The organism is Streptomyces buecherae, assembly GCF_014295035.1.
Classification (GTDB): Bacteria; Actinomycetota; Actinomycetes; order Streptomycetales; family Streptomycetaceae; genus Streptomyces; species Streptomyces youssoufiensis.
On the sequence record NZ_CP060404.1, the window covers coordinates 6306373 to 6329847 of the forward strand.

The 23475-nt window shown below is 72.7% G+C and carries 17 protein-coding genes; 8 read left to right on the top strand and 9 right to left on the bottom strand.

All coding sequences use genetic code 11. The annotated features are described in order from the left end of the window. Positions 1 to 141: 141 nt before the first annotated feature. The gene (locus tag H7H31_RS24925) at positions 142 to 987 is read left to right on the top strand and encodes an isoprenyl transferase (protein WP_187063796.1); all 846 of its coding nucleotides are present in this window, start codon (positions 142 to 144) and stop codon (positions 985 to 987) included. Positions 988 to 1139: 152 nt separating this feature from the next. Here the strand turns inward: H7H31_RS24925 and H7H31_RS24930 are convergent, their stop codons facing one another. Continuing rightward, complete coding sequence (locus tag H7H31_RS24930; RefSeq protein ID WP_187063797.1) at positions 1140 to 1856, bottom strand: FadR/GntR family transcriptional regulator; 717 nt, start codon at positions 1854 to 1856, stop codon at positions 1140 to 1142. Between the two features lie 206 nt (positions 1857 to 2062). Here H7H31_RS24930 and H7H31_RS24935 point away from each other — a divergent pair, with 206 nt between their 5' ends. Further along, positions 2063 to 3187, top strand: coding sequence for an MFS transporter (locus H7H31_RS24935; RefSeq protein WP_187063798.1), 1125 nt, complete (start codon positions 2063 to 2065; stop codon positions 3185 to 3187). A gap of 189 nt (positions 3188 to 3376) precedes the next feature. Here the strand turns inward: H7H31_RS24935 and H7H31_RS24940 are convergent, their stop codons facing one another. The 4 genes from H7H31_RS24940 to H7H31_RS24955 form a co-directional block, all read right to left on the bottom strand. Beyond that, positions 3377 to 3793 (bottom strand): Fur family transcriptional regulator, encoded by a 417-nt coding sequence (locus H7H31_RS24940; RefSeq protein WP_176161518.1) that lies wholly within the window; start codon positions 3791 to 3793, stop codon positions 3377 to 3379. Between the two features lie 108 nt (positions 3794 to 3901). After that, positions 3902 to 4798: a metal ABC transporter permease gene (locus H7H31_RS24945; protein ID WP_187063799.1), complete on the bottom strand. Its 897-nt coding sequence runs from the start codon at positions 4796 to 4798 to the stop codon at positions 3902 to 3904. Beyond that, positions 4798 to 5550 carry a metal ABC transporter ATP-binding protein gene (locus H7H31_RS24950; RefSeq protein ID WP_232110362.1) on the bottom strand — a complete coding sequence of 251 codons (753 nt, stop codon included), beginning with the start codon at positions 5548 to 5550 and terminating at the stop codon, positions 4798 to 4800. Before H7H31_RS24950 ends, H7H31_RS24945 begins: the two co-directional genes overlap by 1 nt. Before the next feature lie 377 nt (positions 5551 to 5927). Further along, complete coding sequence (locus H7H31_RS24955) at positions 5928 to 6947, bottom strand: metal ABC transporter substrate-binding protein (RefSeq protein WP_187063800.1); 1020 nt, start codon at positions 6945 to 6947, stop codon at positions 5928 to 5930. Between the two features lie 184 nt (positions 6948 to 7131). Here H7H31_RS24955 and H7H31_RS24960 point away from each other — a divergent pair, with 184 nt between their 5' ends. Continuing rightward, a complete protein-coding gene (locus H7H31_RS24960) occupies positions 7132 to 8514 on the top strand; it encodes a glycine--tRNA ligase (protein WP_176161515.1) in 1383 nt (460 codons plus the stop codon). 582 nt (positions 8515 to 9096) lie between these two features. Here H7H31_RS24960 and H7H31_RS24965 read toward each other — a convergent pair. Further along, positions 9097 to 10566 (bottom strand): MFS transporter, encoded by a 1470-nt coding sequence (locus H7H31_RS24965; RefSeq protein ID WP_372456002.1) that lies wholly within the window; start codon positions 10564 to 10566, stop codon positions 9097 to 9099. Positions 10567 to 10700: 134 nt separating this feature from the next. Between H7H31_RS24965 and H7H31_RS24970 the strand changes: the two genes are divergently transcribed. From H7H31_RS24970 to H7H31_RS24985, 4 genes are all read left to right on the top strand, one after another. Beyond that, complete coding sequence (locus H7H31_RS24970; RefSeq protein WP_187063801.1) at positions 10701 to 11576, top strand: helix-turn-helix transcriptional regulator; 876 nt, start codon at positions 10701 to 10703, stop codon at positions 11574 to 11576. Between the two features lie 267 nt (positions 11577 to 11843). Continuing rightward, positions 11844 to 13079 carry a tRNA dihydrouridine synthase DusB gene (dusB, locus tag H7H31_RS24975; protein ID WP_187063802.1) on the top strand — a complete coding sequence of 412 codons (1236 nt, stop codon included), beginning with the start codon at positions 11844 to 11846 and terminating at the stop codon, positions 13077 to 13079. Between the two features lie 444 nt (positions 13080 to 13523). After that, complete coding sequence (gene ppdK / locus H7H31_RS24980) at positions 13524 to 16256, top strand: pyruvate, phosphate dikinase (RefSeq protein WP_187063803.1); 2733 nt, start codon at positions 13524 to 13526, stop codon at positions 16254 to 16256. Between the two features lie 565 nt (positions 16257 to 16821). After that, positions 16822 to 17931, top strand: coding sequence for an ArsR/SmtB family transcription factor (locus H7H31_RS24985; protein ID WP_187063804.1), 1110 nt, complete (start codon positions 16822 to 16824; stop codon positions 17929 to 17931). On the opposite strand, the gene H7H31_RS24990 is transcribed toward H7H31_RS24985, so the two are convergent. Further along, the gene (locus tag H7H31_RS24990) at positions 17897 to 19054 is read right to left on the bottom strand and encodes an alkaline phosphatase PhoX (protein ID WP_187063805.1); all 1158 of its coding nucleotides are present in this window, start codon (positions 19052 to 19054) and stop codon (positions 17897 to 17899) included. The genes H7H31_RS24985 and H7H31_RS24990 overlap by 35 nt on opposite strands. A gap of 430 nt (positions 19055 to 19484) precedes the next feature. Then, positions 19485 to 21485, bottom strand: a complete 2001-nt coding sequence (locus H7H31_RS24995) for an APC family permease (protein ID WP_187063806.1) — start codon at positions 21483 to 21485, stop codon at positions 19485 to 19487. 542 nt (positions 21486 to 22027) lie between these two features. Here H7H31_RS24995 and H7H31_RS25000 point away from each other — a divergent pair. Further along, positions 22028 to 22522: a hypothetical protein gene (locus H7H31_RS25000; protein ID WP_232110067.1), complete on the top strand. Its 495-nt coding sequence runs from the start codon at positions 22028 to 22030 to the stop codon at positions 22520 to 22522. Between the two features lie 70 nt (positions 22523 to 22592). On the opposite strand, the gene H7H31_RS25005 is transcribed toward H7H31_RS25000, so the two are convergent. Further along, positions 22593 to 23414, bottom strand: a complete 822-nt coding sequence (locus H7H31_RS25005) for a PepSY domain-containing protein (RefSeq protein WP_187118089.1) — start codon at positions 23412 to 23414, stop codon at positions 22593 to 22595. Positions 23415 to 23475: the final 61 nt, after the last annotated feature.

Genomic DNA, 23475 nt, shown 5'->3' on the forward strand with positions numbered 1-23475 from the left:
TGGGAGCAGGAGGTTTCGCGCCCCACGGCGTAGCGCACGCCGCGCGGGGCGGCGCGGAAGATGACGGCGTACGGCAACCGTACGCGCGAGGCTGACGGCGCACAGGCGTCGCACGAGCGAGATGTGGGAGACGTGGCAGGCATGGCAGGACGCGGTTTCATGGGCCGGGCACGACGTGAATACCGGGCTCCGGACCCGCATCCGTCCGGTGCGCGACCGCCGAAGATCCCCGGCGAACTGGTGCCCAAGCACGTGGCGATCGTGATGGACGGCAACGGCCGCTGGGCCAAGGACCGTGGCCTGCCGCGCACCGAGGGCCACAAGGTCGGCGAGGGCGTCGTGCTCGACGTGCTCAAGGGCTGCCTGGAGATGGGCGTCAAGAACCTGTCCCTGTACGCCTTCTCCACCGAGAACTGGAAGCGCTCGCCGGACGAGGTGCGCTTCCTGATGAACTTCAACCGCGAGGTCATCCGCCGCCGCCGGGACGAGATGGACGAACTGGGCATTCGCGTCCGCTGGGCGGGGCGGATGCCCAAGCTGTGGAAGTCGGTGGCCAAGGAGCTCCAGGTGGCGCAGGAGCAGACCAAGGACAACGACGCCATGACCATGTACTTCTGCCTGAACTACGGCGGCCGGGCGGAGATCGCCGACGCCGCCGCCGCTCTGGCGGCCGACGTGGCGGCGGGCCGGCTCGACCCGTCGAAGGTCAACGAGAAGACTCTGGCGAAGTACCTCTACTACCCGGACATGCCGGACGTGGACCTCTTCGTCCGCCCCTCCGGCGAGCAGCGGACGTCCAACTACCTGATCTGGCAGAGCGCGTACGCGGAAATGGTCTTCCAGGACGTGCTGTGGCCGGACTTCGACCGCCGCGACCTGTGGCGCGCCTGCCTGGAGTTCGCCCAGCGCGACCGGCGCTTCGGGGGCGCGCTGCCGAACGTGCCCGCGAACGGGTCGTCCTCGACGGACGGTGGCGCGGGAGCCTGACCCACGGGCCCGCGCCGAGCCGCCGGCCTCTGGCCTGGCTGTCCTGGCCTGGCCTGATCTGGCCTGACTGGGCCTTGGGTGGGGGTCGGCGTACCACCGTTCGCCATGGCTCGCTCGCGCGCTGGCCGGCCGTTCGTCGCGGCCGGCCGCGCTCAGCCCTCGGTCGTCGCGCTCGGCTCCGGCGCGGTGGCGTGGGCGTCGCGGTGCCAGCCCTGGGTGGCGTCGATGTTGGCGGCGGCGCTCCGCGCGGCGCGCGCCGTGTCGCCCGCGCGCAGGGCGTCGAGCAGGTCCTCGTGCCCCCGGTGGTCCGCGCCGTGGAACCCGCGCTCGTCCCAGTGGGCGGCCATCGAGCGGCGCAGCGCCGGGCCGAGCGCGGTGTACAGGTCGCTGAGCAGCGCGTTGCCGCTGGCCACGGCGACGGCCTGGTGGAACGCGTGATCGGCGCGCACCCAGGCGTCGCGGTCGCGGCGCTGCCAGGCGTCGGCGCGCTCGGCGAGCAGCCCGTCGAGCGCGGCGAGCCCCTGCGGCGTGATCCGTTCGGCGGCCAGCCGGGCGGCCTGGGCGTCCAGGGCCTCGCGGACTTCGAGCACGTCGGCGAGTTCGCTGTCGAGCCGCTGGATGGCGCCGGCGAGTTCGTTGGTGGCGCGCACGTAGGTGCCGTCGCCCTGGCGGGCCTGGAGCAGGCCGGCGTGGATGAGGGCGCGGGTCGCCTCCCGCAGTGTGCCGCGCGCGACGCCGAGCTGCTCGGTGAGCGCGGTCTCGGTCGGGATGCGGCCCCCCACCGGCCACCTGCCCGAGGTGATCTCGGCACGCAGTCGCTGGATGACGTCGTCGACCAGTACCGAGCGGCGTACGGAGGGGAGCGTCACGGCGGTCCTTCCTGGCCCGGGAAAAGTGGCAGGCCCCAGCCTAGTGCTAAAGATTGGACGTTAAAGGTCAGACGTTTTATGTCTCTGCTCATGTCGCGCCCGCGCACCCGAGGCCCCCTCCGCCGCCACCCCGCTCCCGCCACCACCGACCCGCCGGTGCCGCGCTCTCCCGCTCCGGCGCCGCCTGGCTGACCGCCGCCGGCATCGTGTTGATCGCCTTCAACCTGCGGCTGGCGATCAGCTCGTCCTCCGCGCTGCTGGAGCAGGTGCGGGCCCAACTCGGCTTCGGCCCGCTCGTCGCCTCGCTCGTGCCGACGCTGCCCACGCTGTGCTTCGCGGCCGTGGGCTCCACCAGTGCCCTGCTGGCCCGGCGCGTGGGCGCCGAGCCCGCCGTCTTCCTGGCCCTGGGCGCGCTCTGTGTCGGACTCGCCCTTCGCGGGGTGCCGCACACCGGCGCCCTGCTGGCCGGCACGCTGCTCGGCGCGGCCGGCCTGGCCGTGTGCAACGTCCTGCTGCCGGCCGTGGTCAAGGCCCACTTCCCCGCCCGTGTCGCCCTGCTGACCGGGGTCTACACGACCACCATGGCCCTCGGTTCTGCCGTGGCCGCCGCTGCCGCCGTCCCCGCCGCCGACCTGCTGGGCCGCCCGTCCCTCGGGCTGGCCGTGTGCGGCGTACCCGCCCTGCTGGCCCTCGTCCTGTGGTCGCTACGGCCGGACTCCTGGCGGGCGCCGGCGCGCCGCGCCGAGGGCGGCGCGGCCTCCGCGTGGCGCGTCGGGCGTACCCGGTTCGGCCTGCTCGTGACCGCGTTCTTCGCCCTCCAGTCGCTGAGCGGCTACGCGGTCATCGGCTGGCTGCCGACCATCCTGACCGACCACGGCATGAGCCCCGACCGGGCCGGCCTCATGCTGGGCGTGGCCCTGGTCGTCGGCGTCCCCTCGACCTTCGCCCTGTTGCCGCTCACCCGTACCGGCCCGCGTCTGCGGCTGGCCTTCGTCGTGCTCGGGGCGTCCCTGACGGCCGGTTACCTGGGCCTGCTGTGCGCGCCGCTGGCCGTGCCCGCCCTGTGGGCCGTACTGACCGGGATCGGCCTCGGGGCCTTCCCGCTGGTGCTGGCGATCATCGGCAGCAGCGGTCACAGCCCCCAGGAGACCGCCGCGCTCTCGACCTTCGCCCAGAGCGTCGGCTACCTCCTCGCCTCGGCCGGTCCCCTCAGCCTCGGGCTGGCGCGCTTCGCCACCGGCTCCTGGGCGCTACCGCTGCTCATCCTGCTCGTCCTCGCGGCCCTGCAACTGCTCGTCGGGCTCGCCCTGACCGCGCGCCGAACGCACTGAACCGCGGCGCCGGCGGTGCGGCTGCGCGGGGAGGGATACGCGGGAGGGGGAGTCGCGCCAGCGCGGGTCGCGCACCCTTGCAGGCGACGGGGCGGCCGGGCGTGGCGTACGGGAAGGAGGCGTACGGGAAGGTGGGCGTGGTCGGGCGGTTCGAACCGCCGCCCGTACGCCGTGTGCGGTGCGGCGCGGTCAGCCCTTGGCCGCGGCGCACTCGCCGCAGGTGCCGAAGATCTCGATGGTGTGCGCCACGTCCACGAAACCGTGCTCGGTGGCGATCGAGTCGGCCCACTTCTCCACGGCCGGGCCCTCGACCTCGACGGCCTTGCCGCACGAGCGGCAGACGAGGTGGTGATGGTGGTCGTCGGTGCTGCATCGCCGGTAGACGGACTCGCCCTCGTCCGTACGCAACACGTCCACCTCGCCCGCGTCGGCGAGGGACTGGAGGGTGCGGTAGACCGTGGTCAGGCCCACCGAGTCGCCGCGGTGCTTGAGCATGTCGTGGAGTTCCTGCGCGCTGCGGAACTCGTCCACCTCGTCCAACGCCGCCGCCACCGCGGCGCGCTGCCTGGTGGCCCGGCCGCGTACTGGGGGACCCGCGGTCGCCACAGCTTCCTCCTCAGTTGCCTGCTCGTCGCCTGTCCGGCATCCGGCTGGACATTGTGCCAGTCTGCCAGGTGACGCGGCCGGCACGAGAGTTCCTTCTCGCCCCACCCGTCACACCCGCGCGTCGCCGGTGGCCGATACGCGATGGGTCGCCACCTCCAGCGCGCAGCGTTCCTCCTCCAGCGCGGCCCGCCGCGCTCGGCGTCGGGTGAGGGGCGCGGCCAGCGCGGTGACCACGGCGAAGACGGCGATGGCCAGGACGACGATGCTGGCGCCGGGCGGCACGTCCTCGTAGTACGAGTAGCTCGTGCCGGACAGGGTGACCAGCACGCCGATCGTGACCGAGAGCGCCATGGTCATCCCGAAGCTGCGGGTGGCCTGCTGCGCCGCGGCGACCGGCACCACCATCAGCGCGCTCACCAGGAGCAGCCCCACCACGCGCATGGCCACGGTCACGGTGACCGCCGCGGTGACGGCCAACAGCAGGTTCAGGAACCGCACCGGGAGCCCGGTCACGCGCGCGAACTCCTCGTCCTGGCATATGGCGAAAAGCTGACGCCGCAGGCCCAGTGTGATCAGGATCACGAAGGCGGCCAGCACGCAGATGGTCCGCACATCTGACTCGGAGACCGTCGTGATCGAGCCGAACAGGTACGAGGTGAGGTTGGCGTTGGAGCCGGTGTCCGACATGTTGATCAGCAGCACGCCGCCGGCCATGCCGCCGTAGAACAGCATCGCCAGCGCGAGGTCGCCGCGGGCCTTCCCGTACCAGCGGATCAGCTCCATCAGCACCGCGCCGAGCGACGCCACCGCGACGGCGGTCCACACCGGGTTGTTGCCGGTGAGGAAGCCGAGCGCGACGCCGGTGAGGGCGACGTGCCCGATGCCGTCGCCCATGATCGCCTGGCGGCGCTGGACCAGGTAGATGCCGACCGCCGGGGCCGTGACGCCGACCAGGACGGCGGCGAGCAGGGCCCGCTGCATGAAGGCGTAGTCGAGCATTTCCATCAGATCAGCAGCCCTGTCCGGATCGGCTCCGCGGCGTCCGCGGCGTGCGGGTGGATGTGGTCGTGGCCGGGCAGCGCGTGCTGACCGACCGCCTTGGGCGGCGGCCCGTCGTGCGCCACGCAGCCGTCGCGCAAGACCACGGCCCGGTCGATCAGGGGCTCGAGGGGCCCCAGCTCGTGCAGGACGAGGAGCACCGTGGTGCCCCGCGCGACCTGCTGGCGCAGCGCGTCCGCCAGCACCTGCTGGCTGGCCAGGTCCACGCCGGCCATCGGCTCGTCCATGATCAGCAGCTCCGGCTCGCCGGCCAGCGCGCGGGCGATCAGCACCCGCTGGTGCTGGCCGCCGGAGAGCGCGTTGACCGAGTCCTTGGCCCGGTCGGCCATGCCGACCAGCTCCAGGGCGCGGTCCACGGCGGCCCGGTCGCCCCGGCCCGGCCAGCGCAGCTTCGTACGGGCCAGCCGGCCGGCGGAGACCACCTCGCGCACGGTGGCCGGAACGCCGCTGGCGGCCGTGGTGCGCTGCGGCATGTAGCCGACGCGCGCCCACTGCCGAAAACGCCGTCGCGGGGTGCCGAACAGCTCCAACTCGCCACCGGTGAGCGGCACCTGCCCGACCAGGGCGCGCACCATCGTGGACTTGCCCGAACCGTTGGCGCCGAGCAGCGCGACCACCTCGCCGCGGCGGACCGTCAGGTCCACGCCGCGCAGCACCGGCCGCGAGCCGAGCGAGGCACGCGCCTGGCGCACCACCACGACAGGCTCTCCGCGCTCGCGGGCCGCCGCTTTCGTGTCGCCCGCCGCGGGTCCCGACGCGGGTCCCGGCTCGTCGCCCGGGCGCGCGGCCTCGGGGCCCGTGGCCGACGGGCCCGCCGGGTCCGACCGCTGGGTCGTGGACCGTCCGGCCGCGCCGGGTATGTCCCCGGCGGGCCCTTCGCTTCGCTCGCTCGCCACGCCTGCCTCCGCTTTACTCGCTGGTCGTACTGGTCGCCGTAGGGGTGCGCGCCGGGTGACGCGCCAGGGTGCGCGGGACGCGCCTCACGCGGCGGCACGGGCGCCGGTGGCGCCCGGCGCGCCGGGGGCGTGCGGGACGCCCCGGGGAATCGCCTCGCCGGGCCGGCGGTCCGGGCGGCTCATCGCGCGCCGAGCGCCTGCTTGAGGGCGGCGAGGTTGGCCCGCATGACCTCGAAGTAGTCGTCGCCCTTGGACTTGTCGTTGATGCCCTCGATGGGGTCGAGGACGCCTGTCTTGAGGCCGGTGTCCTCGGCGACGGTCTTGGCGCCCTTGTTGCTGGCGAGCGTCTCGAAGAAGACCGTGCTGACCTTCTCCTCCTTGGCGATCTCCTGGATCTCCTTGATGCGGGCCGGGCTGGCCTCGGCCTCGGGGGAGACGCCGGAGATCCCCTCCTGGTCCAGGCCGTAGCGCTCGGCGAGGTAGCCGAAGGCCGCGTGGGTGGTGATGAAGGTGTCGGTGGTGCGGTTCTTGAGGCCGGCCGTGAACTCCTTGTCGAGCGCGGTCAGCTTCGTGACCAGCGCGTCGGTGTTCTTCTGGAAGTCGGCTCGGTGGTCGGGGTACGCCTCGGCGAGCTTCTTGTTCAGGCCCTTGGCGACCTCGGCGTACTTGGTGGGGTCGAGCCAGACGTGCGGGTCACCGCCGGCCTCGCCGCCGTGGTCGTGGTCACCCTCGTGTTCGTGCCCGCCCTCGTGCTCGCCTTCGGCGTGGTCGTGGCCCTCGTCGCCGTGGTCGTGGCCCTCGTGGTCGTGGCCGTGCTCACTGGCGCCGTGTTTCTCCAGCGAGGTGAGCGTGGCGGCGTCCACCTTGTGCTTGGCCTCGGACTGGCCGACCGCCTCGTCCACGGCGGGCTGGAGCCCCTTGAGGTAGACGACGACGTCGGCCTTGCTCAGGTCGCCGACCTGGCGGGGCTTGAGCTCCAGGTCGTGCGGTTCGACGCCGGGCTTGGTGAGGGTGTCAACGCGGACGTCCGCGTCGCCGATGATCTGCTTGGCCAGGAACTCCATCGGATAGAACGACGCCACGACCTGCGGCTTCCCATCCTTGTCGGAGGCGCCCGAGCAGGCGGAGAGCGTGCCCAGCGAGAGCGCGGTGGCGCCGGCTATCGCGGTACCGGTCAGGAGGCGTCGTCGTACGTTCATGACAGTCATTTTCAACTAAACTGGAAACGATTGTCAACAAGACTGGTTGAAGGTTGTCAGACCCGGAACCGATTTGATCCCAGGGGTGTCGCCGCCGGTAATCTGGGGCTTTCGCTGGGGCGCGCGGGCGAGTACCCGGCGGACCCCGCACTGACCGCTTCGTCGTCGTAATGAAGAGAGCACCGTGGCCGCCGACAAGATCGACACCATCGTCAGCCTGAGCAAGCGCCGTGGCTTCGTCTATCCGTGCAGCGAGATTTACGGCGGTCAGCGGGCCGCCTGGGACTACGGACCGCTCGGCGTGGAGCTGAAGGAGAACATCAAGCGCCAGTGGTGGCGCGCGATGGTCACCTCGCGCGACGACGTGGTCGGCCTCGACTCGTCCGTGATCCTCGCCCGTGAGGTGTGGGAGGCATCCGGCCACGTCTCCACCTTCACCGACCCGCTCACCGAGTGCACCTCCTGTCACAAGCGCTACCGCGCCGACCACCTGGAGGAGGCGTACGAGGCGAAGCACGGTCAGCTCCCGCCGAACGGCCTCGCCGACCTCAACTGCCCGCACTGCGGCAACAAGGGCGGCTTCACCGAGCCCAAGCTCTTCTCCGGCCTGCTCTCCACGCACCTCGGCCCCACCCAGGACGCCGGCTCGCTCGCGTACCTGCGCCCCGAGACCGCGCAGGGCATCTTCACCAACTTCGCCGCCGTGCAGCAGACCTCGCGCAAGAAGCCGCCGTTCGGCATCGCCCAGCTCGGCAAGTCCTTCCGCAACGAGATCACGCCCGGGAACTTCATCTTCCGCACCCGTGAGTTCGAGCAGATGGAGATGGAGTTCTTCGTCAAGCCGGGCGAGGACGAGCAGTGGCACGAGTACTGGATGGAGCAGCGCTGGAACTGGTACACCGACCTCGGTATCCGCGAGGAGAACATCCGGTGGTTCGAGCACCCGGCGGAGAAGCTGTCCCACTACTCGAAGCGCACCGCTGACATCGAGTACCGCTTCAACTTCGGCGGCACCGAGTTCTCCGAGCTGGAGGGCGTGGCCAACCGCACCGACTACGACCTCAAGGCCCACTCGAAGGCGTCCGGCCAGGACCTGTCGTACTTCGACCAGGAGGCCGGCGAGCGCTGGACCCCCTACGTCATCGAGCCGGCGGCCGGCGTGAACCGCGCGATGCTCGCGTTCATGCTCGACGCGTACATCGAGGACGAGGCGCCCAACGCCAAGGGCAAGCTGGAGAAGCGCACCGTCATGCGGCTCGACCCGCGGCTCGCGCCGGTCAAGGTCGCGGTGCTGCCGCTGTCCCGCAACCCGCAGCTCTCGCCGAAGGCCAAGGGCCTCGCCGCCGACCTGCGGCGCAACTGGAACATCGAGTTCGACGACGCCGGCGCCATCGGCCGCCGCTACCGCCGCCAGGACGAGATCGGCACGCCGTTCTGCGTCACCGTCGACTTCGACACGCTTGAGGACAACGCGGTGACCGTGCGCGAGCGCGACACCATGAAGCAGGAGCGGGTCTCCCTGGACCAGATCCAGAGCTACCTGGGCGGGCGCCTGCTGGGCTGCTGAGCCCCGCACACCCCTTTTCCGGTCGTGCGACCGTGACGCCGGGCCGACCCTCTCGTCGGCCCGGCGTTTCGCGTGCGGGGAAGGGTGGTCCGGGACGAGATATCGGGTGCGATCACATGTGGGTCGCACGTGCGCCCATGGGACCACGGTGCGCGCGATTGATTTTCGCCGCTCCCTCGCGTGGGCCCTTACGGTCGATAGCAAGGGAAGCCGAAATCTCCTCGGCAGACTCCTGGGATCGGAGACCGGTGGCGCACTGCAACCAGACGCCATCGAAGTCCCCGACAGCCGCACATTGTTCACCTCAATCGCCCGAGCCCTGACTTGGACGTCCTCACGTCCGTACTGAGCCCAGCCATCGCCGTCCCCGACGAAGGGGGCTCGCCCACGCGAAACCGTGAGGGGGACGCGAATGCGGACCCGCTGCGCACCGCGTACTCGGATCGTTTCGAGATCGACGAGAGCGGGGCGCGCTCGCGCGTACGGAACGCGCCGTGACGGGCGGCGGCTCCGACCAGCAGCCCGCCCGGAGCCCCGGCGCTCCGGAGGCAGCCGCGCCGCGCGGGCGCGCTTGCCACCCCCTCACCGCACCACCCGCGGCAACCGCAGACTCAGCACCGCGGTGACCGCGATCGTGGCGAGTTGGACCAGCAGCGTGGTGATCAGGGCGTCGCGCATGCCCACCGAGGCCGCGCGGGAGAGGAAGAGGGTGCCGAGGGTGGCGACGCCCAGGGCCAGGGCGGATTGTTGGGTGGTCACCATGACGCCGCTGCCGACGCCGGCCCGGTCGCTCGGCACGTCCGCGAGGACGATGCGGAAGAGCACCGGCAACTGGAGGGCCTGGCCGACGCCGGCCAGGACGAGGCCGGGGGCGAGGGCCGGGATGCCGGTGTCCGGCCAGCCGCGGGCGACGGTCAGCAGGAAGACGCCGATGCCCAGGCCCTGGATCAGCGCGCCGACCGTGATCACCCGGCTGCCGTACCGGCCCACCAGGCGCGGGCCGGCCAGCGAGACCGCGAAGAACGCCACCGCCATGGGGACGAGGGCGAGCCCGGCGGCCACCGGCCCGTAGTCCATGCCCTGCTGGAGGGCGACCGCGATGACGAACATGAAGCCACCGAAGCCGATCGAGAAGGGCACCACCAGCACGAGGCCGCGGCTCAGGCCGGGCAGCGCGAACAGGCTCGGCGGTACCAGCGGCACCTCGCCGGCCCGGTCGGCCCGGCGTTCGACGGCGTAGAAGACGGCGGCGACCACGGGGAACGAGCCGAGCAGCAGCCACGTCCACAGCGGCCAGCCGGCCGCCCGGCCCTCGGTCAGCGGCAGCAGTAGGGTGATCAGGGAGAGGGCGAGCAGCAGGGTGCCGGGGATGTCCACGGTGGTGGGCCGGTCCGAGCGGGTCTCGGGCACCGTACGCACGGCCAGGGCGAGGCCGATCAGCGCGACCGGCACGTTCACCAGGAACACCATGCGCCAACCGGTGCCCCAGAGGTCGGCGGCGACCAGGACGCCGCCCAGGATCTGCCCGGCCACCATGGACAGCCCCGCCGTCGCCCCGTACAGGCCGATCGCGCGGGCGCGGCGCTGGCCGGCGGTGGTGGCGTGGATGGTGGCCAGCACCTGCGGCAGCATGAACGCGGCGGCGGCGCCCTGTGCCACCCGGGCCGCCACCAGGCTCCACGCGCTGGGGGCGAGGCCGCAGGCCAGCGAGGTGATACCGAAGGCCGCCATGCCCGCGATGAAGAGCCTGCGGCGGCCGAACATGTCGCCGAGCCGTCCGCCGAGCACCAGGAGCACCGCGTAGGCGACGCCGTATCCGGCGACGACGAGTTCGAGGACGGCGGGGCCGGCGTGCAGGTCGTGGTCCATCGCCGGCAGGGCGACGTTGACGATGAAGAAGTCGATCAGCGGCAGGGCCGCGCCGAGCAGCACGGTGAACAGCCCGAGCCCGCTGAGCGCGGCCGGGCCTGCGCCGGGGCCCGTGCCGGCCGGCCGTGGCGGGTCGGCCGTGGCGGACGCGGACGCGGAGGCGGAGGCGGGAACGGGGGAGATGAGGTTGGCGGATCGCACTCGGGTCAGGTTCACGGGTACGACGATCGCGCGGCCCGTAGCCAGGTACCAGAGTCTCCTTATCCTGGTATCGACAGTACCTGGAAAGTGGATCTCCCATCCCGCACCCTGGAGACATGATGACGACCGGGCGGGCCGAGCACCACGACGTACGGCGCGGCGAACTCGCGGCCTTCCTGCGGAGCAGGCGCGAGCGCGTCGTGCCCGAGCAGGTGGGGCTGCCGCGCGGCCGTCGGCGGCGCACTCCGGGGCTGCGCCGCGAGGAGGTGGCGCAGCTCTCGGCGGTGGGCGTGACCTGGTACACGTGGCTTGAGCAGGGACGCGACATCCACGTCTCGGCGCAGGTGCTCGACGCCATCGCGCGGGCGCTGCTGCTCGACCCCAACGAGCGCGAGCACCTGTTCACGCTCGCGGGGGTGGCCGACCCGGCGCCGGGGACCGAGTGCGCCACCGTCTCCGACCCGATCCGGACGTTGCTGCGGCAGCTCGAACCCATCCCGGCGTGCGTGCAGAACAGCCGCTACGACCTGCTGGCGTACAACCGTACGTACGGCAATCTCCTGTGTGACCTGGACTCCCTGGCCCCGCAGGAGCGCAACTGCATGTGGTTGGCCTTCACGCACCCGGGCTGGGAGCGGGGGCTGGTGGACCGGGAGGAGGTGATCCGGGCGATGGCGGCCAAGTTCCGTTCGGCGATGGCCGAGCACATCGCGGAGCCGGCCTGGAAGCACATGCTCGGGCGGCTCCAGGAGGCGTCACCCGAGTTCCGGGAGATCTGGGAGCGGCACGAGGTGATGCGCACGACGCCGGGCCGCACCAAGCGCTTCCTCAACACCCACGTGGGGCTGCTGCACCTCGACTACCAGATCATGTGGCTCGGCCCACGCCAGGGCCCGCGCATGATCACGTACGTGCCGGCCGACGCGGAGTCCCGGGCGCGGCTGGAGCGGCTCCACGAGCTGACGCTCGCGCGACAGGTCGCGACGGCCTGACCGGACGGATCGGCCCGACCGGCCTGTTCGCCCTCGGTGGCCCAAGCGGCCCGGGCCGCCCGGATGGCGGTGGCGCGGGGGAACCCGCGCGGTCGTCGGGCACGGACGCGGGCACCGCCGGCGGACCGGGGTCGGCGGGCGGGATGGTCGGGCGCCGCGGTGCCGCGCGCCGATGGGGGACAATAAGAGGTCTGCCATCCGCTGCCCGAGTACCCGCAGCGCCCCCGGCACCCTGAGCACCACGAGAACCGGAAGGACGCGTCCTAGATGACCGCCGAGACCCAGCCGCTGTACGTCGGTACGCACGCGGTGGTGCCCCCGGTGATCCTCGCCCCCATGGCGGGTATCACCAACGCGCCCTTCCGCACCCTGTGCCGGGAGTTCTCCGGCGGCAAGGGCCTGTTCGTCAGCGAGATGATCACCACGCGGGCGCTGGTCGAGCGGGACGCGAAGACGATGCGGCTGATCCACTTCGACGGCACCGAGAAGCCGCGGTCCATCCAGTTGTACGGCGTGGACCCGGCGACCGTCGGCAAGGCGGTCCGGATGATCGTGGACGAGGGGCTGGCCGACCACATCGACCTGAACTTCGGCTGCCCGGTGCCGAAGGTGACGCGCAAGGGCGGCGGCTCGGCGCTGCCGTACAAGCGCAACCTGTTGCGGGCGATCCTGCGCGAGGCCGTCGCCGGGGCCGGCGAGCTGCCGGTGACCATGAAGATGCGCAAGGGCATCGACGACGACCACCTGACCTACCTGGACGCCGGGCGGATCGCGGTGCAGGAGGGGGTGCGGGCCGTCGCGCTGCACGGCCGCACCGCCGCGCAGCACTACGGCGGCGAGGCCGACTGGTCGGCCATCGCGCGGCTCAAGGAGGCGGTGCCGGAGATCCCGGTGCTGGGCAACGGGGACATCTGGTCGGCGGATGACGCGCTGCGGATGATGCGGAAGACCGGCTGCGACGGGGTCGTCGTGGGGCGCGGCTGCCTGGGGCGGCCATGGCTGTTCGGCGACCTGGTGGCCGCCTTCGCCCAGCCGACGACACCCGGTGCCACCTTGGGCGGCGACGGCGCCGCGCAGGCGCCTTCCGAGGCCGGCGGCGGCGCCGCGTGGGCGGCCCTGACGCGGGGCCCGCGGGGGTCGGCCGCGCCCACGTTGCGCGAGGTCACGCGGGTGATGCTGCGCCATGCGGAGCTGCTGGGGGAGTGGCTTGAGGACGAGTCGCGCGGCGTCATCGACTTCCGTAAGCACGTGGCCTGGTACACCAAGGGCTTCTCGATCGGCTCGGAGCTGCGGAGGCGGCTCGCCGTCGCCTCCTCGCTGGCCGAGTTGGCCGCTCTGATGAGCGAAATGGACCTCGACCAGCCCTGGCCTGCGGGTGCGGACGGTCCCCGGGGCCGTACGTCTGGCCGAAACCGCGTGGTTCTGCCGGACGGGTGGCTCAATGATCCCTACGACCGGGCCGAAATCGGGGCCGAGGCCGAATTGGATACCTCCGGTGGCTGACGAGCCCCGGTTTGGGGGCGTGATTCTCGCCACGTGTGATCGGTAGTTTGCTCAAATGAGCATGCTCATTTGAAGATCCATTTACCCTTCTGAGCGCGCACACCTCTCCAATGCGTGGCACTGAGTGCCACCCCTGCTGTCTTCGACAGTCATACGGATGGCGGCTCTCCGCTTGTGGCTCCTCGCTGCCCGTGTCCAGAATCGATCCACGCGGGAGTCTTGTGTTCGGAACCTGAACGCGGAACCACGGCTTTCGGCATCCCGATGGATCACAGGTCTCGTGGTGTGGATCACTTTCGATCTCGTGGCGGCCGGCCAGTTACGGCCGAATGTCCGCCGAGTGGACGTACCCATGCACCTTCGATCTGGGTACGCTCCCCGCCGTCAGGGCAGCCGTCCTCCGGGCCCACATCCCGGGGGTACCTCAGCGAGGTGTCGAGAACCGTGTCGGAAAACAACGATCCCCAAGCACAGCCTGCTTCCCAGAAGTTCGTCTACGACTTCACCGAGGGCAACAGGGACCTGAAGGATCTGCTGGGCGGCAAGGGCGCGAACCTGGCCGAGATGACGAATCTCGGGCTGCCCGTCCCGCCCGGGTTCACCATCACCACCGAGGCGTGCAAGGTCTACCTCGACAGTGGCGAGGAGCCGGCGGCGCTGCGCGACGAGGTGAGTGCGCACCTGGCCGCCCTCGAGACCACCATGGGCAAGAAGCTGGGTCAGGCGGACGACCCGCTTCTGGTCTCCGTGCGCTCCGGCGCGAAGTTCTCGATGCCCGGGATGATGGACACCGTCCTCAACATCGGGCTCTCCGACGACTCCGTCGTGGGCCTCGCCGCGCAGGCCGGCGACGAGCGGTTCGCGTGGGACTCCTACCGCCGCCTCATCCAGATGTTCGGCAAGACCGTCCTCGGCGTGGACGGCGAGCTGTTCGAGGAGGCGCTGGAGAGCGCCAAGCACGCCAAGGGCGTCACCGTGGACGTCGACCTGGACGCCGGCGACCTCCGGAAGCTGGTGGACGAGTTCAAGGGCATCGTCGCCAAGGAGACCGGCCGCGACTTCCCGCAGGACGCCCGCGAGCAGATGGACCTGGCCGTGCGCGCGGTCTTCGACTCGTGGAACACCGACCGGGCCAAGCTCTACCGCCGCCAGGAGCGCATCCCCGGCGACCTCGGCACCGCCGTCAACGTCTGCTCCATGGTCTTCGGCAACCTGGGCCCCGACTCCGGCACCGGCGTCGCCTTCACCCGCGACCCCGCCAGCGGCCAGCAGGGCGTCTACGGCGACTACCTGCAGAACGCGCAGGGCGAGGACGTCGTGGCCGGCATCCGCAACACCGTGCCGCTCGCCGACCTGGAGGGCATCGACAAGCCCTCGTACGACGAGCTGATGCGGATCATGGAGACGCTGGAGACGCACTACAAGGACCTGTGCGACATCGAGTTCACCATCGAGCGCGGCAAGCTGTGGATGCTCCAGACCCGGGTCGGCAAGCGCACCGCGGGCGCCGCCTTCCGCATCGCCACCCAGCTCGTTGACCAGGGCCTGATCGACGAGGCCGAGGCGCTGCAGCGGGTCAACGGCGCCCAGCTCGCGCAGCTCATGTTCCCCCGCTTCGACGAGAGCGCCGCCGTGGAGAAGATCGGCCGGGGCATCGCCGCCTCGCCCGGCGCCGCCGTCGGCAAGGCCGTCTTCGACTCGTACACGGCCGTCAAGTGGTCGCGCTCGGGCGAGAAGGTCATCCTCATCCGCCGCGAGACCAACCCGGACGACCTCAACGGCATGATCGCCGCCGAGGGCATCCTCACCTCGCGCGGCGGCAAGACCTCGCACGCCGCCGTCGTCGCCCGCGGCATGGGCAAGACCTGTGTGTGCGGCGCCGAGGAGCTCGAGGTGGACACCAAGCGCCGGTGCCTGACCACCAAGGACGGCACGGTGGTGCAGGAGGGCGACGTCGTCTCCATCGACGGCTCGTCCGGCAAGGTCTACCTCGGCGAGGTGCCGGTCGTGCCCTCGCCCGTGGTCGAGTACTTCGAGGGCCGCATGCACGCCGGCGCCGACGACGCCGACGAGCTGGTCAAGGCCGTGCACCGGATCATGGCGTACGCGGACCGGGTGCGCCGGCTGCGGGTGCGGGCCAACGCGGACAACGCCGAGGACGCCGCCCGCGCCCGTCGCTTCGGCGCGCAGGGCATCGGCCTGTGCCGCACCGAGCACATGTTCCTCGGCGAGCGCCGCGAGATGGTCGAGCGGCTGATCCTCGCCGACACCGAGGCCGACCGCGACGCCGCGCTCGGCGGCCTGCTGCCGTTGCAGAAGGCCGACTTCACCGAGCTGTTCGAGGCGATGGACGGGCTGCCGGTGACGGTGCGGCTGCTCGACCCGCCGCTGCACGAGTTCCTGCCCGACATCACCGAGCTGTCGGTGCGCGTCGCGCTGGCCGAGGCCCGGCAGGACGCCAACGAGAATGACCTGCGCCTGCTCCAGGCCGTGCACAAGCTGCACGAGCAGAACCCGATGCTGGGCCTGCGCGGCGTGCGCCTGGGCCTGGTGATCCCCGGCCTGTTCGCGATGCAGGTACGGGCCATCGCCGAGGCCGCGGCCGAGCGCAAGAACGCCAAGGGCGACCCGCGCGCGGAGATCATGATCCCGCTGGTGGGCACCGTCCAGGAGCTGGAGATCGTGCGCGAGGAGGCCGAGCGGGTCATCGCCGAGGTGGAGCAGGCGCACGGGGTGAACCTCAGGCTGACCCTGGGCACCATGATCGAGCTGCCCCGGGCCGCGCTGACCGCGGGCCAGATCGCCGAGTCGGCCGACTTCTTCTCGTTCGGCACCAACGACCTCACGCAGACCGTGTGGGGCTTCTCCCGGGACGACGTGGAGGCCAGCTTCTTCACCGCGTACCTGGAGAAGGGCATCTTCGGCGTCAGCCCGTTCGAGACGATCGACCGCGACGGCGTGGGCTCGCTGGTGCGCTCCGCCGCCGAGGCCGGTCGCGCCACCCGCCCCGACCTCAAGCTCGGCGTGTGCGGCGAGCACGGCGGCGACCCCGACTCGGTGCACTTCTTCCACGAGGTGGGCCTGGACTACGTCTCCTGCTCCCCGTTCCGCATCCCGGTCGCCCGGCTTGAGGCCGGCCGGGCCGCCGCGGAGTCCGTCGGCAGCGACAGCCGCTGACCCCCTGAGCGGGCCCGTTCCGCGGGCCCAAGCCGTCGGCGGCCGGTGCACGAACACCGGCCGTCGACGGTCACCAGCGACGAGCACACGCACCACAACGTCCTCGCGGGCCAGGCCAGGCGAGGGCCACATACCACCGGAAGCCGTCCCCGTCGTAGCGGGGAACGCGTCGGGGACACCCACCCTCACCCCCCGGCGCTCGCTCTCCTCGCCGTAGGCGGACTACGGCGGGGGCACGGCTCCGGCATACGAAAGGGGGCGGCGCCTTGTGCGAGGCGCCGCCCCCTACTACTCCCCCCACGGGAGCCGTTGCCGCCGACCAGATGTGCGGCGGCAACTGATGCTCAACGGCCTTGCGGCGCCCGTTACCCCCCACGGGAACGAGCAATCCGGCCTGAGCACCCACCGGGAAAATGCCCCTGCCTTTTCCCACGTCCCAGCATTCCGGTTGGACATGTTGGAGCGCGACCCGTTTCAACTCTGGCCAAAAGGGCGTGGTAACTGCTCGTGTTGGGGTGCATACTCAGGGATTGGGGGAACTACGGATGCCACATGTGGGGGTTTAGTGCTGCGCGTCCATTTCACAAGCGTGGACCTGGCACGGCTGCGGATGGCCGCTCGCCCGGACGCACTCTGGGAAACTATTTTAAGTTTCCATCGACTTCGCGAGAAACAAGCGGAGAACATCTTCGGCGAATGGCGCTCGCAAACGCGGGCGCGGCTCCATTCCGAGCCCCGGTTGCTGGCACCCCTGGTGCCGCAGCGGGGCTATTTTCCCGACTTCCTGACGCCGTCCGAGGGCGTCATCGGCGTCGAGGAGGCGATGGAGGCGGTGCGGGCCACGCCGGCCGAGAGGTTACGTACCGAGATATCCCGGCTCCCGGCGGGCCGCGCCCTGCCGGCGTGGATGCGCCCGATGGCCGACGGCGAGGGCACCGACCGGGCCCTGGCCCGCCTCGTGGACACGCTGCGGGACTACCACCGGGCCGCCATCGCGCCGTACTGGCCGCACCTGCACGCCCGCATCGAGGCCGACCGCGCCGCCCGCGGCCGGGCCCTGCTGGACGGCGGCGTGGACGGGCTGCTGACCTCGCTGCCCGCCACCATGCGCTGGCGCCCGCCGGTGCTCGAAGTGGACTACCCCGTGGACCGGGACCTGTACCTGGACGGGCGTGGCCTGCTGTTGCTGCCCTCGTTCTTCTGCCGGCGCACGCCGGTCACCTTCCACAACCCGGCGCTCACCCCGGTGCTCGTCTACCCGCTCGACCACGCCGCGGGCCCTGCCCTGGTCACGCCCGCGCGCTCGCTGGTCAAGCTCGTCGGCTCCACCAGGTCGGCCGTGCTCCAGGGGATAGGCGCCGGCTGCACCACCAGCGAACTCGCCCGCCGGGTCGGCGTGTCGCTCGCCTCCGCCAGCCAGCACGCCACCGTACTGCGCGACGCCGGGCTGCTGGTGACGCTGCGACAGGGCAGCGCCGTGCTGCACACCCTGACCCCGCTGGGCATCGCCCTGCTGCGCGGCGGCAGCCCCGGGGAGCGGCCACCAGGGCCGGGGCCCGGCGGGCCCGGGGCCGGCGGGTCATGGGCCGGCCGGCCCGCCGCCGGGCACGCGACGGACCGACCCGAGCCCAGACCGGTGGCTACGAGCGGAACGGGCCCGTCACCTCGTACGTGATGCCGCCGGACGAGCTGCCCGTCGTGCCGCGCTGGCTGGAGAAGTAGAGCCGCTGCCCGTTGGGCGAGAAGGCCGGGCCGGTGATCTCCGAGCCCGACTGGCCGTTGATCCGCAGGAACGGCGCCACCACGTCGTCCGGCGTGATGATGCAGATCTCCATGTTGCCGCCGTCCTCGGCGATGAACAGGTCGCCGGACGAGGAGCCGGTGACGTTGTCCACGCCGGAGAGCGGGGCGGAGCCGCTGACCAGCGAGTCGTCGTAGGCCAACTCGTAGGTGTTGGTGGTCAGGTTGAGCTGCCACACGCGGTTGTCGCCCTTGGTGGTGAACCAGACGGTGTCGTTCGCGTAGTGGCAGCCCTCGCCGCCGTTGAACCGCTTGGCACCCGAGACCTGATCGCGCGTCACGGTCGGCGCCCCGTCCGGGTCGGGCACGTTGGCCCAGGTGAACGAGCCGGAGGTGGCCGTGCCCGCCTTCAGCACCTGGAGCGTGCCCGAGGACAGGTTGCCCCAGGTGGAGGGGACGAAGCGGTAGAAGCAGCCGTTGGACTCGTCCTCGGTCAGGTAGATCACCTTGCGCACCGGGTCGGCCGCCGCGGCCTCGTGCTTGAAGCGGCCCATCGCGTCGCGCCGGGTCGCCGCGTTCACGCCCCACGGGTCGGTCTCGTACACGTAACCCAGGCTGACCTCCTCGCAGGAGAGCCAGGTGTTCCACGGGGTCTTGCCGCCGGCGCAGTTCTGCCGGGTGTTGGACAGCACGCGGTGCGCGCCGGTGATGGTGCCGGAGGAGTTGAACTTCACGGCGCCCACGCCACCGTTCGGGCTTATCTCCGAGTTGGAGACGTAGATCCAGCCGGTGCCGTCCGCGAAGCAGGCGCCGCCGTCGGGGGCGTTGTGCCAGGTGTACGAGGTGCCGGCGACGGTCTGGCCGGAGCGGGCGATGATCCGGCTGGTGAAGCCGCTGGGCAACTGGATGCCCCGGGCGTCGGCGGCGCCGAGCGCCCCGTACGGGCCGGGGCCGGGCTGGGCCGGGGCGGCGTAGGCGGCCCCGCGCATCAGGGTGCCGCCGAAGGTCGCTACTGAGGTGCCGATGACTGCGCCGCGCAGGAAGGTGCGTCGTTCCACGGTCCACTCCAGAAAGGTGAAGACAACCGGCGGCCGGGTGGCCTGCCGGGCGGACTCCGCCCAGGTCACAGGGCGTCGCACCGGGCGGTGCCCGCAAGCCGCGGAGACTATAGGGCCGGTTTTGACGGGGCAGCAACAACTGGTGGCGCGGGGTGGGTGCCGCGATGGCTGAAGTTCGCCCGGCCTTCCCCGTCCCACCCCTTCCGGCGGCGCCACCGCGCCTCCCACCGCTCACGGCCCGCGATACGGCCTGGTGAGAGCGGTGCGCCGGGGCCGGTCCGGGGCGCGCGGCCCGCGCCGGACGGCGTCGGCGGCCGGGCCATGCCCTGTCCCAGCGGCGCGGCGCCCGGTCGGCGCGGCGCGAAGTCCGGGGGGCGCGGCGGTCGTTCGCGGGGGCGCGTGAGCGGCCGTCGCACCCCTCGCCGGCTGACTATCGCCCCTCGCGCTGGCCGAACCACCCCACCCCGGGCCGGCCGAACCACCGCACGCCCGACGCGGCCGCCGACGCGGGGCGTGGGCTGGTGAGGCGGGTGCGGAGCCGGCAGATGACGGCGTCGGTCTCGCGGTGCACGGCGTGGGCCACCACGCCACCGCGCCGGTTGTGCAGCAGCCGGTGCCACGGCCGGGCGGGCTCCACCTCGGGGATCAGCACGGTGATCCGCCAGTCCGGCCGGTCGGCACTCACCTCCCGTACGTAGGCGGCGACCGGCCGGCCCACCTCGCGCCGGGCCCAGTCCAGGGCCCCCAGCGGTACGCCGGGGCGCCACAACTCCCAGTCGCGACGCAGCGCCTCGACCGCCCGCCGGTCCTCGGCGTCGCCGTGGTGGACGGTCACCGCGACCACCTCGTCGCCCAGCGAGACGGCCGCGGCCAGTGCCTCGCTGGTCAGCGCCGACAGGCCGGAGACCGGCACCACGACCAGCGAGGGGGCGCGGTGCGGCGGATCGGGAATCCGGCCGAGGCCGAGCTGCCGCCCGATCCGCTCGTACGCGCGGCGCACCGCCTCGAAGGCGAGCACGATCAGCGGCAGCGCGACCACGACGAACCAGGCGCCGTCCGCGAACTTGGTCGCGGTGACCACGACCGCGCTCACGCCGGTCAACAGCGCGCCGAGGCCGTTCAGGACCATCCGCGCCCGGCGGCCGCGTATCCCGGGCCGGCGGTGCCAGTGCAGCACCATCCCGGCCTGCGCGAGGGTGAAGCCCACGAAGACGCCGATGGCGAACAGCGGCACCAGCGTGTTGGTGTCGCCGCCCGAGCCGACCAACAACAGCGCGGCGACGGCGGCCAGGGTGAGCACCCCGTACCGGTGCACCTGGCGGTCGGCCCGCAGGCCGAAGACGTGCGGCAGGTAGTTGTCCCTGGCCAGCAGCTTGAGCAGGACCGGGAGGCCGCCGAATGAGGTGTTGGCGGAGAGCGCCAGCAGGGTCATGGTGGCGAACTGCACGACGTAGAAGCCGAATCCGTGGCCCAGCGAGGCGTCCGTGAGCTGGGCGAGGACGGTCACGCCCGCCACCGGTCGCAGCTCGAACCGGGCGATCAGCACCGACAGGCCGATCAGCATCGCCCCGAGCACCACCCCGAGCACGACCTCGGCCCGCTGGGCCCGCCGCGCGGCGGGCGCGCGGAAGGACGGTACGGCGTTAGCGATGGCCTCGACGCCGGTCAGCGCGGAGCAGCCGGACGCGAACGCCTTGAGCAACAGCAGGACGCCGACGGTGGTCGCGTCGTCGGCGAGCACCGCCGCGTGCCCGGCGGACGCCTCCGTGGACAGCGGGGCGTCCCGGAGGAGACCGGCGGTGATCACGGTGAGCACGGCGCACACGAAGATCGCAGTCGGCACCAGGAAGGCGCGCGCCGAGTCCACGACGCCGCGCAGGTTCACGCCGGTGACCAGCGCCAACACCCCGAGGCACAGCCACAGCCGGTCGTCGTGCAACCCGGGGTAGGCCGAGGTCAGCGCGGCGACACCGGCGGTCACGGCGACCGCGGCGTTCAGGACGTAGTCCAGGACGAGCGAGGCGGCGGCCACCAGCGAGGCGCGCCGGCCCAGATGACGCCTGGCCACCGCGTACGCCCCGCCGCCGTCCGGGAAGGCCGCGATGACCTGCCGGTAGGAGGCGACGAGCACGGCCAGCAGGGCCGCGATGGCCAGGGTGACGGGCACGGTGTACCCGAGCCCGCGCGCCCCCGCGGCGGCCAGCACCAGGACGATGGCCTCCGGTCCGTACGCCACCGAAGCCATGGCGTCCAGCGACAGGGCGGCCAGGCCGGTCAGCGCGGTGAGGCGGTGCCGGTCGGCGGGGTCGGCCCCGGCGTCGTCCTCGGCCCGGAAGGTTTCGGCGGCCGGCGCGGGCGCGGTGGTACTCGGGGGGCTGACGGCGGCGCGAGCCGCGCCGGGCGCCCCCGTCCTCCTGGCGTCACTGAACATGGCTGGTCTACCTCCGCTGGTGCCGTCGATGGGCGGGCACCAGCGTGAGTGCGGTCTCTCCCGCGCGCGCCCCGTCCTGGCACGCCCTTGTCGCCGCGCGCCCCGATCCTCACGCGACCTTGACGCCCGCGCTGACCAGGCACGATGTGGCCGATGGCGACGCTCCGCGCGGCCGGGGTCAGCGGCGCGTCAAGGTGCGCCGCGCGCGCGTCAGCACCCCGTCAACACCCCGCTCCACTCGCCCGCCACCGCCCTACGGTCGCCGTATGCGAAGGCGACGAGAGGGCGACGGGCCGCCGGGCGAGGGGCCCACCACGCGCCGGCGACGAGGGGGCGCGGGGGTGGTGCGGCAGCGCACGGCGAGCGGGGGGAGCCCGCGCCCGCGCGCGCCGGTGGCCTCCGGCGCGGCTGCCCCGGCGACGCCCGCCCCGGCCCCTGGCCGTCCGGGCGTGCCCCACGCGGGGCGGGACCCGCGGCGGCCAACCCCCGTGCCGCGCCCGGCCGCCGCGCCGGCCGGGGGCGGGGCGCCGCCCGCGCGGCACGTGACCCGGGGCGCGCACTGGCGCGGCGAACTGCGGTTCGCCGTGGGGCTGGCCCTCCCGCTCCTCGCCGCGCTGCTGCTCGTCGACCTCGCCAACGGAACGCTGGACGCGGCGCGCGGCCTGTGCTGGACGGGCCTGTCCCTGCTGCTCCTGGCCGTCCTGGTGCCGCCTCGGGTCACCGCGGGCGAGGGCTGGCTGGCCACGCGCGGGGTGTGGCGCACCCGGTCGGTCCGTACCGATCTGCTGGTGACGGTGCGCCTGGTGGGCGGGGTGACGCCGCGTCTGTTGCTGCGCGACGCGCGCGGGGCGACGGTCTGGGTCGACCCGCGCGCGCTGGTCACCGACCCGGCGCTGTGGCTCCAGGTGGAGCGCGGCGCGCGCACGGCACAGCGCCGGCGCGTGTTGCGCGGCGGTGCCTGGCTGCTGGCCGAGTTGGGGCGGCGTGCCGCCGAGCACCGGCCGCGCGCACCCGGGCCGGGGAGCGCGCGGCCCTGACACCGCGCCGCCGCGGTCGGGGGCGCGGTGCCGGGCGCGTACGGGGCGGGCCGGGCCGGTGGCCGGGGAGTCAGTCGCGGTCGACGTGTTCGCCGACGACCTTCCCGGTCACCGCGTCCACGGCGAAGGTGGTCTTGTTCCAGTCGCGCGGCGTGACGACGTCCACGGACCAGACGAGGGCCCCGGCGTCGTCGTCGCCGAGTTCGACGGAGGTGACCGTGCCCGGCTTGGCGTCGGTGGCGGCCTTGGCCGCCTGTTCGGGCGTGCGCCGGGCCTTGCTGAGCTGGGCCGCCAACTCCCGCTTGTCGTCGCCGTCCTGGTCGGCCTCGGCCGTGGTGTCCAGCACCTTGCCGGAGCCGGCGTCGACGCGTACCCGGTGCGCGGTGCCGTCCTTGGTGGCGACCTTGGCGATCCACTCGGCGCGCCGCGCCCGCGGGCTCGCCGTCCCGCTCGGGCCGGCCGCGCGGGCGTCGGCCGCGCCCGCGTCGCCCGGGGCGTCGTCCGTCCCCTTGTCGTCGCGGTCGCCGCCCGTGCCCTTGAGCTCCAGGTCGACCAGGCGTCCGCCGGGCACCTTGGCCACCGCCGTCCTGGCCGCCTTGGCGTGGTCGACCCGGGCGAGCGGGAGCAGCGCCTTGCGTTCGGCCTGGTCGTCGGTGAGCCGGCCGGAGGCCGACGGGCTGTCGCCCGGCTGGCTCGGGCTCGATGGGGCCTTGGACGCCTTCGTGGCGCTGGCCGTCGGGGACGCCTGGTCGCCGCCGTCGCCGTCGCCGCCGTCGTCTCCGCAGCCGGCCAGCAGCGCGACGCAGGCCGCCAGGCAGGTCGCGGTCAGGGCGAGGCGGGCGGGCCGGGGGCGCCGGTCCGGGGTGGGCAGGGGGCTGTACGCACGACTCATGTGTTCACCCCTCACCGGTCGTCGGCCCGAACAGTCGGCCCGCGCGCGGATTCGCCCGATC

What these genes read in the sequence shown, in the direction of transcription:
- H7H31_RS24925 (WP_187063796.1), top strand. Translation starts at nt 142, where the DNA reads ATGGCAGGACGCGGTTTCATGGGCCGGGCACGACGTGAATACCGGGCT.
- H7H31_RS24945 (WP_187063799.1), bottom strand. Translation starts at nt 4,798, where the DNA reads ATGGAAATGCTCGACTACGCCTTCATGCAGCGGGCCCTGCTCGCCGCC.
- H7H31_RS24955 (WP_187063800.1), bottom strand. Translation starts at nt 6,947, where the DNA reads ATGAACGTACGACGACGCCTCCTGACCGGTACCGCGATAGCCGGCGCC.
- H7H31_RS24970 (WP_187063801.1), top strand. Translation starts at nt 10,701, where the DNA reads ATGATGACGACCGGGCGGGCCGAGCACCACGACGTACGGCGCGGCGAA.
- dusB (WP_187063802.1), top strand. Translation starts at nt 11,844, where the DNA reads ATGACCGCCGAGACCCAGCCGCTGTACGTCGGTACGCACGCGGTGGTG.
- H7H31_RS24995 (WP_187063806.1), bottom strand. Translation starts at nt 21,485, where the DNA reads ATGTTCAGTGACGCCAGGAGGACGGGGGCGCCCGGCGCGGCTCGCGCC.
- H7H31_RS25005 (WP_187118089.1), bottom strand. Translation starts at nt 23,414, where the DNA reads ATGAGTCGTGCGTACAGCCCCCTGCCCACCCCGGACCGGCGCCCCCGG.